The organism is Pseudoruegeria aquimaris (assembly GCF_900172235.1).
Classification (GTDB): Bacteria; Pseudomonadota; Alphaproteobacteria; order Rhodobacterales; family Rhodobacteraceae; genus Pseudoruegeria; species Pseudoruegeria aquimaris.
Genome location: NZ_FWFQ01000001.1, coordinates 79,369 through 91,622 on the forward strand (window position 1 = coordinate 79,369; position 12,254 = coordinate 91,622).

Annotated in this window: 13 protein-coding genes; 5 read left to right on the plus strand and 8 right to left on the minus strand. The window is 68.8% G+C overall.

What is annotated here, in order from left to right; all coding sequences use genetic code 11:
• Nucleotides 1-19: 19 nt before the first annotated feature.
• From PSA7680_RS00400 to PSA7680_RS00415, 4 genes are read right to left on the minus strand one after another with little or no spacing between them, the layout of a single operon-like run.
• Nucleotides 20-685 carry an alpha/beta hydrolase gene (locus tag PSA7680_RS00400; RefSeq protein ID WP_085866685.1) on the minus strand — a complete coding sequence of 222 codons (666 nt, stop codon included), beginning with the start codon at nucleotides 683-685 and terminating at the stop codon, nucleotides 20-22.
• Nucleotides 682-1,314: a DNA-3-methyladenine glycosylase family protein gene (locus PSA7680_RS00405; protein WP_085866686.1), complete on the minus strand. Its 633-nt coding sequence runs from the start codon at nucleotides 1,312-1,314 to the stop codon at nucleotides 682-684. Before PSA7680_RS00405 ends, PSA7680_RS00400 begins: the two co-directional genes overlap by 4 nt.
• A complete protein-coding gene (locus PSA7680_RS00410; protein WP_085866687.1) occupies nucleotides 1,311-2,048 on the minus strand; it encodes a cobalt-precorrin-6A reductase in 738 nt (245 codons plus the stop codon). The genes PSA7680_RS00405 and PSA7680_RS00410 overlap by 4 nt, the downstream gene beginning before the upstream one ends.
• Nucleotides 2,045-3,094 (minus strand): cobalt-precorrin-5B (C(1))-methyltransferase, encoded by a 1,050-nt coding sequence (locus PSA7680_RS00415; RefSeq protein WP_085866688.1) that lies wholly within the window; start codon nucleotides 3,092-3,094, stop codon nucleotides 2,045-2,047. The genes PSA7680_RS00410 and PSA7680_RS00415 overlap by 4 nt, the downstream gene beginning before the upstream one ends.
• 98 nt (nucleotides 3,095-3,192) lie before the next feature.
• Here PSA7680_RS00415 and cobA point away from each other — a divergent pair, with 98 nt between their 5' ends.
• From cobA to PSA7680_RS00430, 3 genes are read left to right on the plus strand one after another with little or no spacing between them, the layout of a single operon-like run.
• Nucleotides 3,193-4,059, plus strand: coding sequence for a uroporphyrinogen-III C-methyltransferase (cobA, locus tag PSA7680_RS00420; protein WP_085866689.1), 867 nt, complete (start codon nucleotides 3,193-3,195; stop codon nucleotides 4,057-4,059).
• Nucleotides 4,056-5,351, plus strand: a complete 1,296-nt coding sequence (locus tag PSA7680_RS00425) for a cobyrinic acid a,c-diamide synthase CobB (protein ID WP_085866690.1) — start codon at nucleotides 4,056-4,058, stop codon at nucleotides 5,349-5,351. The genes cobA and PSA7680_RS00425 overlap by 4 nt, the downstream gene beginning before the upstream one ends.
• A gap of 43 nt (nucleotides 5,352-5,394) precedes the next feature.
• Nucleotides 5,395-6,636 carry an MFS transporter gene (locus PSA7680_RS00430; protein WP_085866691.1) on the plus strand — a complete coding sequence of 414 codons (1,242 nt, stop codon included), beginning with the start codon at nucleotides 5,395-5,397 and terminating at the stop codon, nucleotides 6,634-6,636.
• Nucleotides 6,637-6,682: 46 nt separating this feature from the next.
• Here the strand turns inward: PSA7680_RS00430 and PSA7680_RS00435 are convergent, their stop codons facing one another.
• From PSA7680_RS00435 to PSA7680_RS00450, 4 genes are all read right to left on the minus strand, one after another.
• Nucleotides 6,683-7,441, minus strand: coding sequence for a squalene/phytoene synthase family protein (locus PSA7680_RS00435; protein WP_085866692.1), 759 nt, complete (start codon nucleotides 7,439-7,441; stop codon nucleotides 6,683-6,685).
• 30 nt (nucleotides 7,442-7,471) lie between these two features.
• Nucleotides 7,472-9,094, minus strand: a complete 1,623-nt coding sequence (gene cimA, locus PSA7680_RS00440) for a citramalate synthase (protein WP_085866693.1) — start codon at nucleotides 9,092-9,094, stop codon at nucleotides 7,472-7,474.
• Between the two features lie 241 nt (nucleotides 9,095-9,335).
• Nucleotides 9,336-10,703 carry a cysteine--tRNA ligase gene (gene cysS / locus PSA7680_RS00445; protein ID WP_085866694.1) on the minus strand — a complete coding sequence of 456 codons (1,368 nt, stop codon included), beginning with the start codon at nucleotides 10,701-10,703 and terminating at the stop codon, nucleotides 9,336-9,338.
• Nucleotides 10,704-10,908: 205 nt separating this feature from the next.
• Entirely contained in the window at nucleotides 10,909-11,283 is a 375-nt protein-coding gene (locus PSA7680_RS00450; protein WP_085866695.1) for a VOC family protein, read from the minus strand.
• Nucleotides 11,284-11,365: 82 nt separating this feature from the next.
• On the opposite strand from PSA7680_RS00450, the gene soxR reads away from it, so the two are divergent.
• Nucleotides 11,366-11,842, plus strand: a complete 477-nt coding sequence (gene soxR, locus PSA7680_RS00455; protein ID WP_085866696.1) for a redox-sensitive transcriptional activator SoxR — start codon at nucleotides 11,366-11,368, stop codon at nucleotides 11,840-11,842.
• 24 nt (nucleotides 11,843-11,866) lie between these two features.
• A complete protein-coding gene (locus PSA7680_RS00460; protein ID WP_085866697.1) occupies nucleotides 11,867-12,241 on the plus strand; it encodes an MmcQ/YjbR family DNA-binding protein in 375 nt (124 codons plus the stop codon).
• The last annotated feature ends 13 nt before the right edge of the window (nucleotides 12,242-12,254 follow it).

Consider the following 12,254-nt stretch of genomic DNA (forward strand, 5'->3'; position numbering starts at 1 on the left):
GGCGCGTTCGAAGCGGAGTTCAAGGGGTCGCGAGCTTTTCTTTCATGAAAGAGAGCGCCACCCCCAGCCCGTCGGGCGCGATGCCGTGGGCGGTGCCCTGCATCACGTGGGCGTAGACCTCGAAACCGGCGGCATGCAGCGCCTGCCCGGCCTCGTTGAGCGATTGCGGCGGCACCACGTCGTCCTGATCGCCGTGCACCAGCAGCACCGGCGGCTTGCTGACCGCCTCGGCCGCCAGCCGCTCGGGCTCCAGCAGGCGCCCGGAGAAGGCGACCACGCAGTTCACCGGCTCGCCCCGGCGCGGGGCCACGTGCAGGCTCATCATGGTGCCTTGCGAGAATCCGAAGAGCACCAGCTGGTCCGCGCCGATCCCCTCGGCCTGGAGCACGATGTCGATGAAGGCGTTCAGATCTTCGCTGGCGCGTGCAAGCCCGGCCTTGGCCGCCTCCTCGGAGGAGCCATCTAGCCAGGGAATCGGGAACCACTGGAAGCCGAAGGGCGCGCCGGGGATGCGCTCGGGCGCATCGGGGGCGTAGAAGGCGGTGTTGGGCATGTGCTCGGCCAGCGGCTGGGCCAGCCCCAGCAGGTCCGCGCCGTTGGCGCCGTAGCCGTGCACGAAGATCACCACGGATTTCGTTTCGCCGGATTTGGCGGGCACCTTGTCGAAGTTCAACTCGCGGCTCATCGGATCCCTTCCCGTTCTTTCGCCACCCGGTAGTAGGCCCAAAGCAGGCGCGCCGCAACGCCCTGCCAGGGTGACCAGCCCGCGGCCATGGCGCGCATCTGCTTCTCCGACGGCCTGTCGGGCAGATCGAAGAGGATCCGGGCAGCCTCCTGCAGGGCCAGATCGCCCGGTGCGAAGACATCGGCCCGGCCCAGCGAGAACATCGCGTAGATTTCCGCCGTCCAGCGCCCGATTCCGGGCACCTGCACGAGCGTGGCGATCACGTCGTCGGTCGGGGCGGCGCGCAGGGCGCGGTAATCGATGCGCGCCTCGGCCAGGGCCCGCGCATAGCGGATCTTCTGGCGGGAAAGGCCACAGGCGCGCAGATCCTCGTCGCTGGCCCACATGATCTTGCGCGGCCCCGTCAGCCGGGCGGCGCGCATCCGGCCCCAGATCGCATCGGCCGCCGCCACCGACACCTGCTGGCTGACGATCGCCCCCAGGAGCGGCTCGAAGCCATCCTTCTTGCGCCTCAGGGGCAGCGGCCCGGTGGCCACGAGCGCCTCGGCGAAGCGCGGCTCGCACGCCGCGAGGAACGCCGCGCCTTCCGCCACGCAGGCATGTGTTTCGATGATCCGCCCCACGCTCATGTCATCCGCCCCCTGATCCAGCCCAACGCCGCGTCCACCGTCTCCACCCGCTCCGCGTCGGGCTGCGGCGGGCGCGCCAGCATCAGCACCGGGAGGCCGAGATTGCGCGCGGCGACGAGTTTCGTCCTGCTCGCCTCTCCGCCTGCATTCTTGACGGCAAGCCAGTCAATCCGAAGCCTGCGGAAGAGCGCCTCCTCCTGCGCCACCGAAAACGGCGGGCGGCCGACATGGTATTCCCCGTTGGGAAAGGGGAAGGCCCCCTCGGGCGGATCGATCTGGCGGCAGATCAGGTGGCAGGCCGTGAGGCTTTCGAATTCCGTCAGCGTCTGCCGGCCCACCGCGAGGAAGACGCGGGCGCCCGGCGGGATATGCGCAGGCGCCTCGCGGCCGGAGCCCACCTGCACCCAGCGGTCGCCCGGTTCCGCCCGCCATTCGGGCCGCAGCAGTTGCAGATACGGGATTTGCAACTTCGCGCAGAGCGCAGCGCTGCGCGCGCTGATGCGGTGGGCGAAAGGATGCGTCGCGTCAACTACGGCGCCTATCCCATTCTTTTGAATGAATTTTATCTGTCCGCCCTCACCGCCGAATCCGCCGGAGCGCGTGGGCACGGGCAAAGGCGCCGGGCTGCGCGTGGCGCCGGACAGAGAGGCGATCACCTCGATTCCACCGCATGTTGAAAGGCGCTCGGCGAGGCGGCGGGCCTCACCGGTTCCGGCCAGCAGCAGCAGCTTCATCGGCCTGCCCGCGCGATCACCGCGCCCGCCCGGTCGATCACCACCACATCGGGCGCGACGGCACAGCCCTGCAACAGGCGCTCGACCTGTTCCAAGGCTTTTTCGGCCACGACGGAAGCCATGCGTTCCCCATGTTTTTCATAGGCTTGCAGCGCCGTATTCATCTGCGCAACCTCCGGATCGCCCAGCCAGTCCGCGAGCCGGGCGAAATCCACCTGGGAGCGCCCGGAATGCAGGTCCACCGCGCCCTGCGCCAGTTTCGTCATCTTGCCGATGCCCCCCCCGATGGTGACCCGCGGCACGGGATGTTTGCGCAGGTATTTCAGCAGGCCGCCGGCGAAATCGCCCATGTCCATCATCGCGTGATCGGGCAGCCCGTAGAGTGCCTGCACCGCCTTCTCCGAACTTGCGCCGGTGCAGCCGGCCACGTGATCCAGCCCGGCGGCGCGGGCCACGTCCACGCCACGGTGGATCGAGGCGATCCAGGCGGCGCAGGAGAAAGGGCGCACCACGCCCGTTGTGCCAAGCACGGACAAGCCGCCTTCGATGCCAAGCCGGGGATTCCAGGTCTTGAGGGCGATCCGCTCGCCGCCGGGAATGGAAATCGTGATCTCGATATCTGCGCTTTTGCCGTAGGTTGCGGCCACATCCTCAACCACGCCGCGCATCATCTCACGCGGCACCGGGTTGATCGCGGGCTCGCCCACGCCGATGGGCAGCCCGGCGCGCGTGACGGTGCCCACGCCCGCCCCGGCGCGAAACTGCACCCCGCCGGCAGAGGCCGTGACCCGGGCGAGGATGAGCGCGCCGTGGGTGACGTCCGGATCGTCGCCTGCGTCCTTGATGATGCCTGCCTCCGCCCAGCCCGGCCCGGCCTCCATATGCGCCAGCGTGAAATCCGGCGTTTCCCCACGCGGCAGCACGATGGAGACGTGATCGGGGAAATGCCCGCCCCACAGCCGCATGAGCGCCGCCTTGGTGGCGGCGGTGGCGCAGGCGCCCGTGGTCCAGCCACGGCGCAGGGGGCGATCAGGGATCCGGCTCATCTGCCGCGACTATAGGCAGAGGAAAAAGCGCCGCCAATTCCTCTTGTTGCGTCGCGGCACGGCTTTTCGCATCCGCGCTTTGGGGGCATAAGGGGGCCATGACGGATTCTCTTTCCATTCCGGCTCCCCTTCCCGGGGGCGATTGGCCCGAGATGCAGCCCGGCTGGGTCTGGCTCTGCGGGGCCGGCCCGGGCGATCCGGGGCTGCTGACGCTGCATGCGCTCAACGCGCTGCGGCAGGCGGACGTGATCGTCTACGACGCGCTGGTGCAGAAGGACGTTCTGGCCTGGGCGCGGCCCGAGGCCGAGGCGATCTACGCCGGCAAGCGCGGCGGCAAGCCTTCGGCGAAGCAGCGCGACATCTCGCTGCGGCTGGTGGACCTCGCTCGCGAGGGCAAGCGCGTGCTGCGGCTGAAGGGCGGCGATCCCTTCGTCTTCGGCCGTGGCGGCGAAGAGGCGCAGACCCTGATCCAGCATGGCGTCAACGTGCGCATCATTCCGGGCATTTCGGCCGGCATCGGCGGGCTGGCCTATGCCGGCATCCCCGTCACCCACCGCGACGTGAACCAGTCCGTGACCTTCGTCACCGGGCACGATCAGTCGGGCAACACGCCCAGCTCGCTCAACTGGCGCGCCATTGCCGAGGGCGCGCAGGTGCTGGTGATCTACATGGGCATGAAACACGCGCCGCAGATCGCCGGCGCCCTGCTGGAGGCCGGACGGCCCGCCGATGAACCGGTGGCCGTGGTGAGCGAGGCTACGACGGCGGCGCAGAAGGTATTGGAGACGACCCTCGGAACCCTCGTGGCCGATCTCGCGGCCAGCGATCTGGAGCCGCCGGCGATCATCTGCGTGGGCCGCTCGGTGCTGATGCGCCAGGTGCTGGACTGGCAGGGGCTGGCGGCCGGTCAGGCGCCGCGCAACCTCGATCCGCTCGGCCGGGGGCGCCCCGCCGAAGCCTCGTGACGCTGGCGCCCGGCAGCGGGCTGCTGATCGCCGCCCCGGCGTCGGGCAGCGGCAAGACGACCCTCACCCTCGGCCTCCTGCGCGCCCTGCGCCGCCGCGGCGCCGATCTGCGCGCGGCCAAGTCCGGCCCCGATTACATCGATCCCCGTTTCCACGAGGCCGCCTGCGGGCAACCCTGCCTCAACCTCGACGCCTGGGCGATGCGGCCTGAGAGCATCCGGGCTCGGGCCGCCGGGCCGCTACCGCTGATCGTGGAAGGCGCCATGGGGCTGTTTGACGGCGCGCCGCCGGACGGCAAGGGCAGCGCCGCCGATCTCGCGCGTGTTCTCGGCCTGCCGGTGATCTTCGTGGTGGACGCGGCACGCATGAGCCAGTCCGTCGCCCCGCTGGTGGCCGGATTCGCCGCTCATGTGCCGGATGTGCGCATCGCCGGGGTGATCCTCAACCGGGTGGGCAGCGTGCGCCACGAAACCGGCCTGCGCCGGGCCTTGGCCCCGCTCGCCCTTCCGGTGCTGGGCGCCCTGCCCCGCAGCGCCCTGATTCGCCAGCCCTCCCGCCACCTGGGCCTCGTGCAGGCGGAGGAACATGGTGATCTGGAAGGTTTCCTCGAAACGGCCGCCGATCTTGTAGAGGCCCATGTGGATCTCGACGCCCTCGCCGCCTGCGCCGCGCCTCTGCCCGCCGCCGCCCCGGCGCCATTCGGACCGCCCCCTGCCCAACGCATCGCCGTCGCGCGCGATGCCGCTTTCGCCTTCAGCTATCCGCATCAGTTGGCCGACTGGCGCGCCGCCGGGGCCGAGATCTCTTTCTTCTCGCCTCTCGCGGGTGAAGCCCCCCGGGAAGCCGGGTTCATCTACCTTCCCGGCGGCTATCCCGAGCTTCACGCCGGGCGTATCGCCGCCGCGCAGGCCTTCATGGCGGGCCTGCGCGCGGCCCATGCGGACGGCGTGCCGATCTACGGCGAATGCGGCGGCTACATGGTGATGGGAGAAGGGCTGGTGGATGCTCAAGGAATGCGCCATGAGATGGCCGGCCTTCTGCCGCTGGAGACGAGCTTCGCAGAGCGGCGGCTGCACCTCGGCTACCGCGATCTCACCCCGCTTCACGGGGATCTGCCGGCGCCGCTTTCGGAGCCCCTCAAGGCGCATGAATTCCACTATGCGACGACGCTGAAAGCGGATGGCGACGCGCTGTTTGAGGCTCGCGACGCGGAGGGCGCGCCGCTCGGCCCCACCGGCCTGCGCGCCGGCAGCGCCTGCGGCTCATTCGCCCACGTGATCTGCCCCGCCTGAACGGGGGTTTTCAATTCCGCGGACTGTCGCTACCAGTTGACGAATGAGCCAGATTTCCACCGATCAGATTGTCACCGACCCTCCCGAGAACATGGGACGCGCCAGGCGCAACGTCGCCGTGCTGGTGGCCGCGCAGGCGGTGCTGGGCGCGCAGATGCCCATGCTGTTCACCATCGCCGGGCTGGCCGGGCAATCGCTGGCCACGAACATCTGTTTCGCCACGCTGCCGATCTCGCTGATCGTGCTGGGCTCGATGCTCACCGCCACCCCGCTCTCGGCCTTCATGCAGCGCTACGGGCGCCGCGCGGGCTTCTTCCTCGGGGCCGCGGGCGGCGCCATCGGCGCGGTGATCGGCGCCTACGGGCTCTATACCCAGAGCTTCGCGCTCTTCCTGCTCGGCTCCCTGTTCACCGGGGTCTACATGTCGAGCCAGGGATTCTTCCGCTTCGCCGCCGTGGACACCGCGCCCGAGGCCTACCGGGCCAAGGCCATCTCCTACGTGATGGCCGGGGGGCTTGTTTCCGCCGTCATCGGGCCGCAGCTGGTGAAGGTGACCTCCCAGAGCATGGTGGTGCCCTTCCTCGGCACCTACGTGGCGGTCGTCGCGCTGAACGCCTTCGGCTCGCTGCTGTTCCTGCTGCTCGACATCCCGGACCCGGTGAAATCCGCAGGCCCCGCCACCACGGGCCGCAGCCGGCTCGAACTGCTGCGCAGCCCGCGCATCGCGGTGTCGATCATCTGCGCCATGGTCGCCTACGCGCTGATGAACCTCGTGATGACCTCCACCCCCCTGGCCGTCGTCGGCTGCGGCTTCACCGAGGGCAACGCCGCCGACGTGGTGACGGGCCACGTGCTGGCGATGTTCGCGCCGTCCTTCTTCACCGGGCACCTGATCGCCCGCTTCGGGGTGGAGAGGATCATGGCCGCCGGGCTCGTCATTCTCGCCGGGGCGGGCGCCGTGGCGCTCTCCGGCGTGGAGCTGGGCCACTTCTTCGTCGCGCTGATCCTGCTGGGGCTGGGCTGGAACTTCGGCTTCATCGGCGCCACCACGATGCTGGCCAGCGCCCACACCCCGGAGGAACGCGGCACGGTGCAGGGGCTCAACGACATGCTCGTCTTCGGCTGCGTCACCTTCGCCTCGCTGGCCTCGGGCGGGCTGATGAACTGTTCCGGCGGCTCGGCGGTGGAGGGCTGGACGGCCGTCAACCTCGCCATGGTCCCCTTCCTCGCGTTGGCCGGCGGTGCACTGATCTGGCTGGTGATGCGCCCGAAGGATGCGGCCTGACGGCGACGGCCCGGAGCGACTGGAACAGAGGCCGGGCTTGCGGCCTCTAGCGCCCGGAAAGACCCATCCACAGCAGCCGCGCCGCCTGCGCGGCGCCTGACAGCGCCAGATCACCCCGCTCCACGCGCATCGGAGCGCGCCGCACGGCCTTGAGCACCGGCACCGCCAGCCATGCCCCGCGCAGGGCGGGTGCGGCAGCGCCGAACTGCTGGCGTTTCGCAGAGGCAATCGCGTGCAGCCCGGCCCGCGCGAGGGCTTTCACGGCCTCCGGCCGCCCGTCCACCAGCGGAATGCGGCCCTGCCGGGCCAGCTCCGGCACCGCGCGCAGATAGGCGGCGACGCCCTGCCCGTAGCCCGCCCGCGCCGCCGCGTCCGGGGCCTGTTCCGACAGCAGCCGCGCCGCCACCCACATCAGGGTGCCGGCCGTGCCCGCGAGGTAGGCGTCAAGGGCGGCGGCATCCGCGTGGGGGTCGCGGTAGATGTCCCAGCGGCGCGCAAGGACGAGATCATCGAGCCGCGCGCAGAGATCCGCCTGCCCGCGCAGCACCTCGGCCAGCGGCGTGGCCACCTCGTGCCGCCGCACCTCGCCGCCCGCCTCGATCTCCGCCAGCACGTCGCGCCACCATTGCAGGCGCATCTCCGCGATCATCGGCTCCTGCGTCACCCAGGGCGCGCGGGCCACCTCGACGTTGAAGGCATAGAGCGGGAAGAGCCTGCGCCGCGCCGCGACCGGGGCCGACATCGCCAGCCGGAAGCGCTCCGGATCTCCGCGTTGCACGATGCCGGCACAGGCTTCGATCGTCATTCGGTCTCTCCCACCATGCGCCCGAACGGCCTACTGCGCCTTGGCCCCGTCGCGCACCAGCTTCCACTTGATCGCGTCCAGCAGCGCTTCGAAGGAGGCGTCCACGATGTTGGGCGACACCCCTACCGTGGACCACCGCCGCCCCTCGCGATCCTCGCTGTCGATGATGACGCGGGTCACGGCCTCGGTGCCGCCGCCGGTGATGCGCACCTTGAAGTCCACCAGCTGCATGTCGTCGATGTAGCGCTGGTAGGGGCCCAGATCCTTCGCCAGCGCATTGGCCAGCGCGTTGACGGGGCCGCGGTCGTTGCCGTGTTCATCCATGGACTCGGAGACCGAGAGGCGTTTCTTGTCGCCGATCTTCACCACCACGACGGCCTCCGAGAGGCTCACCATCTGGTCGTATTTGTTCTTCCGGCGCTCCACGGTGACCTTGTAGCGCTTCACTTCGAAGTAGCGGGGCATCTGCCCCAGCGCCCGCCGGGCCAGCAGTTCGAAGGAGGCCTGCGCCGTGTCGTAGGAATAGCCCTGCGCCTCGCGCTGCTTGATCTCTTCGAGGATGCGGCCAAGCGCGGGATCGCCCTTCTCCACCTTCAGCCCGGCCTCGCTGAGGCGGCGCAGCAGGTTGCTCTGCCCGGCCTGGTTGGACATGGGGATGATCCGCTCGTTGCCCACGAGGGCGGGATCGATGTGCTCGTAGGTGGCGGGGTCCTTCAGGATGGCGGAGGCATGCAGCCCCGCCTTGTGCGCGAAGGCCGAGGCGCCCACGTAGGCGGCCTGCTTCATGGGCACCCGGTTGAGGATGTCGTCCAGCGTGCGGCTTGCCCGCGTCAGCCCCTTGAGCGCCTCCCGGCTCACGCCGGTCTCGAAGCGCTCGGCATAGGCGGGCTTGAGCAGGAGCGTGGGGATCAGCGTCACGAGGTTGGCGTTGCCGCAGCGCTCGCCCAGCCCGTTGAGCGTGCCCTGGATCTGGCGCGCGCCGGCATCCACCGCCGCCAGCGAGTTGGCCACGGCATTGCCGGTGTCGTCATGGGTATGGATGCCGAGCCGCTCGCCCGGAATGCCCGCCGCGATCACCGCCGCCGTGATGTCATGGACCTCCCGCGGCAGCGCCCCGCCGTTGGTATCGCAGAGCACCACCCAGCGGGCGCCCGCCTCGATGGCGGCGCGCAGGCAGTCCACCGCGTAGGCCGGGTTGTCCTTATAGCCGTCGAAGAAATGCTCCGCATCGAACAGCGCCTCGCGCCCCTGCGCCACGAGATAGGCGATGGAGGCGCGGATGTTTTCGAGGTTTTCCTCAAGCGAGATGCCGAGCGCGGTGGTGACGTGGAAATCATGGGTCTTGCCAACGAGGCAGACCGCCGGCGTACGCGCGTTGAGCACGGCGGCCAGCACGTCGTCGTTTTCCGCCGAGCGCCCGGCGCGCTTCGTCATGCCGAAGGCGGTGAAGGTGGCGCGGGTCTTCGGCGCCGCCTCGAAGAAGGCGCTGTCGGTCGGGTTCGCGCCGGGCCAGCCGCCTTCGATGTAGTCCACCCCCAGATCGTCCAGCGTGCGGGCGATGATCAGCTTCTCGGCCTCGGAGAACTGGACGCCCTGCGTCTGCTGCCCGTCGCGCAGGGTGGTGTCGTAGATGTAGAGGCGTTCAAGGGTCATGACTTGCTTCCTTCAAGCAAAGGGCAGCGCATGGCTCGTTTGGGTCGTCGCGACGCACCCAGGATTACTCTGCCGGCCTGACTCTGCCGAGCCGATCCAGTGCAACACCATTTTCCCGGATCGCTTGCGATCCGGTTCGCCCCCGACCCGCCCCGTTTTGCCAAAGGCAAACCTGCGGTTTGACGTGCGGGGGAGAAATCGCCCCCACCCTCGGGTCCGTGGCGAACCTGTGCTGCAAAGATCATTCCAAACCCTCCAGCTTTGCCACGTCGAAGCCCACGCCGGGCAGAAGCTCCACCCCCGCCTTGGACATGCGAACCTCGACGCCGGCCGCCAGAAGCGCGGCCTTCAGGCGATCCACCTCGCTGAAATCCTTGCTGGCCATCGCCGCCTCCCGCGCAGCGGCCAGCCGATCCGCATAAGCGGAGAGATCGGCCTCGGGCACGGACGCCCAGGCGCCCATTTCGTCCGACAGCAGCCCCAGCAGCGCGCCGGTCGCCTTCAGCGCCGCACCGTCACCCGCGCCCGCCAAGCGGTGCATCTCGGCAATGGCACCGGCGGTGTTCAGATCGTCCGCCAGGGCCGCGAGCGCCGCCGGGGACGGTGATCCGGCCGCAATGCCGTCCGTCAGCGCGCGCCACTTGCGCAGGGTGGCTTCGGCCTCGCGCGCCTTCTTCTCCGTCCAGTCCATCGGCTTGCCGTAATGGGTGGAAAGGAAAACAAACCGGATCACCTCGCCGGGCACGCCCTGATCCAGCAGGTCGCGCACGGTGAAGAAATTGCCGAGGCTCTTGGACATCTTGCGCCCTTCGACCTGCAGCATCTCGTTGTGCATCCAGATCCGGGCGAAGCCGCCCTCGGGATGGGCGCAGCAGCTCTGGGCGATCTCGTTTTCATGGTGCGGAAACATCAGATCGTTGCCGCCGCCGTGGATGTCGAATTCCGCGCCCAGAAGCTCGTAGGACATGGCGGAGCACTCGATGTGCCAGCCGGGGCGCCCACGGCCCCAGGGGCTCTCCCAGCCGGGCAGATCCGGCGCGGACGGCTTCCATAGCACGAAATCCATCGGGTTGCGCTTGTAGGGCGCGACTTCCACGCGGGCGCCGGCGATCATGTCGTCCACCGAGCGGCCCGACAGCCGCCCGTAGGCCGCGTAGCTTTCCACCGAGAAGAGCACGTGGCCCTCGGCGGCATAGGCGTGGCCCTTCTCGATCAGCGTTTCGATCATGGCGATCATCTGCGGGATGTAGGCCGTGGCGCGGGGCATTTCCGTGGGCTCGAGCGCGCCGACGGCGGCCATGTCCTCCAGATACCATTGCGTGGTTTCGGCGGTGATCTCGCCGATGCTGCGCCCGCTCTCGGCGGCGCGCGCGTTGATCTTGTCGTCCACGTCGGTGAAGTTGCGCACATAGGTCACGTGCTCGGGCCCATAGACATGGCGCAGCAGGCGGAAGAGCACGTCGAAGACGATGACGGGGCGCGCGTTGCCGATGTGGGCGCGATCATAGACGGTGGGCCCGCAGACATACATCCGCACGTTCTTCGGATCGATCGGCGCAAGGATCTCCTTGCGGCGGCTCTTGGTGTTGTGAAGCTTGATCTCGACCATGGTTCTTCCTCGCGCGCAGGGCTCGCGGCGGGCTTACCAAGTTCATTTCATGATGAAAACACCGGAACGGCCCGCCAGACGATGTCAGGCGGTAATGCAGCGGGTAATGATGGTGACTGCGGTGTTCATGGGGCGGTTGTGCCCGAGTTTGCCCGCCGGGGCAAGACTTCATGCCTCCGGCGGGGATATTTTCGGAACAAAGTGGTCAGTCGTATTGCACGGCCTCGAACTCGATCCCGTCGGGGCCGGTGAAGTAGAAGCGCCGGCCCGGCTCGTAGTCGGCGTGGCTGCGGGGCCGGTATCCGGCGGCCTTCACCCGTGCCTCGGTTTCCTCCAGGTCGCGCACGACGATGCCGATGTGGTTGAGCCCGCGCTGGGCGTGGTAGCTGTCCTCGGCGGCGGCGAGCGGCGTTCTGGGGGAGTAGAGCGCGAGGTAGCTGGCATCGTCGCCCACGTGGACGCTGAGCCCGTCGTAGATCGAGGCGCCTTCCCAGCGGATTTCCCAGTCGAAGAGGGCGCAGAGCGTTTCGGCGGCGGCGCGGGGATCGGCGACGGTGACGTTGAGGTGTTCGAGGGGCATTGGATTGGCCTTTCATCAATTGATTTTCAACAGAAACAAGGCTACTTCTTCAAGCTTACTTCAACTCAAGCGGAAAAAACCCATGGCTGACAGACCTTTGCAGACACGGGGGCTGACGATCGGTGACATCGCCGCCCGCACCGGCCTCGCGACGAGCGCGATCCGGCATTACGAATCGGAGGGGCTGGTGAGCCCGCTGCGCTCGGCGGGTGGGCAGCGGCGCTATGCGCGGGCCGACATCCGGCGGCTCTCCTTCGTGATGATTTCTCAAGGCCTCGGGTTTTCGCTGGCGGAGATCCGTGCCGCCCTGGCCACCCTGCCCCCGCATCGCGCACCCACCAAGGCGGATTGGGCGCGGCTGTCGCGCAGGTTCCGCAAGGAGTTGGACGCGCGCATCGCGCAGATGACGCTGCTGCGCGAGAAGCTCGACGGCTGCATCGGCTGCGGCTGCCTCTCGCTCACCGATTGCGCGCTCTACAACCCGAAGGATCGGATCAAGGCCAAGGGCGCGGGGCCGCGCTACCTGCTGGGCAATTCCGCGCAGGAACTGGACGGATGAGCCCGCCGGCGTCAGAGTGGCGGCATGGAACGCGATCTTGTCTCTGCTATCTGTGCCGCCTTGCCTGGTGCGGAGTGGTCCGACCCTTTCGGCGGCGGCCATGACGCCTGGAAGGTGGGCGGCAAGATGTTTGCCTGCATCGGGGTTGCTGATACCGGGGTGTCGGTGAAGACGCCCGACATCGAGACCGCGAGCCTGCTGATCGAGATGGGCGCCGCGATCAAGGCACCCTATTTCCACCGCAGCTGGGTGCATGTGCCCTGGGGCACCGCCACCGAAGACGAGATGCGCCACCGGCTGGAGACTTCCTACACGCTCGTGCGCGGCGGGCTGACGAAGAAGGCGCAGGCGGCACTGCCCACGTGGCCGACTGAGCGGGCGGATTCGCAGGCGGATTGACATCTGGCAACGT

What these genes read in the sequence shown, in the direction of transcription:
- PSA7680_RS00435 (WP_085866692.1), bottom strand. Translation starts at nt 7,441, where the DNA reads ATGACGATCGAAGCCTGTGCCGGCATCGTGCAACGCGGAGATCCGGAG.
- PSA7680_RS00430 (WP_085866691.1), top strand. Translation starts at nt 5,395, where the DNA reads ATGAGCCAGATTTCCACCGATCAGATTGTCACCGACCCTCCCGAGAAC.
- PSA7680_RS00415 (WP_085866688.1), bottom strand. Translation starts at nt 3,094, where the DNA reads ATGAGCCGGATCCCTGATCGCCCCCTGCGCCGTGGCTGGACCACGGGC.
- PSA7680_RS00410 (WP_085866687.1), bottom strand. Translation starts at nt 2,048, where the DNA reads ATGAAGCTGCTGCTGCTGGCCGGAACCGGTGAGGCCCGCCGCCTCGCC.
- PSA7680_RS00400 (WP_085866685.1), bottom strand. Translation starts at nt 685, where the DNA reads ATGAGCCGCGAGTTGAACTTCGACAAGGTGCCCGCCAAATCCGGCGAA.
- PSA7680_RS00405 (WP_085866686.1), bottom strand. Translation starts at nt 1,314, where the DNA reads ATGAGCGTGGGGCGGATCATCGAAACACATGCCTGCGTGGCGGAAGGC.
- cobA (WP_085866689.1), top strand. Translation starts at nt 3,193, where the DNA reads ATGACGGATTCTCTTTCCATTCCGGCTCCCCTTCCCGGGGGCGATTGG.
- PSA7680_RS00460 (WP_085866697.1), top strand. Translation starts at nt 11,867, where the DNA reads ATGGAACGCGATCTTGTCTCTGCTATCTGTGCCGCCTTGCCTGGTGCG.
- cysS (WP_085866694.1), bottom strand. Translation starts at nt 10,703, where the DNA reads ATGGTCGAGATCAAGCTTCACAACACCAAGAGCCGCCGCAAGGAGATC.
- PSA7680_RS00450 (WP_085866695.1), bottom strand. Translation starts at nt 11,283, where the DNA reads ATGCCCCTCGAACACCTCAACGTCACCGTCGCCGATCCCCGCGCCGCC.
- soxR (WP_085866696.1), top strand. Translation starts at nt 11,366, where the DNA reads ATGGCTGACAGACCTTTGCAGACACGGGGGCTGACGATCGGTGACATC.
- cimA (WP_085866693.1), bottom strand. Translation starts at nt 9,094, where the DNA reads ATGACCCTTGAACGCCTCTACATCTACGACACCACCCTGCGCGACGGG.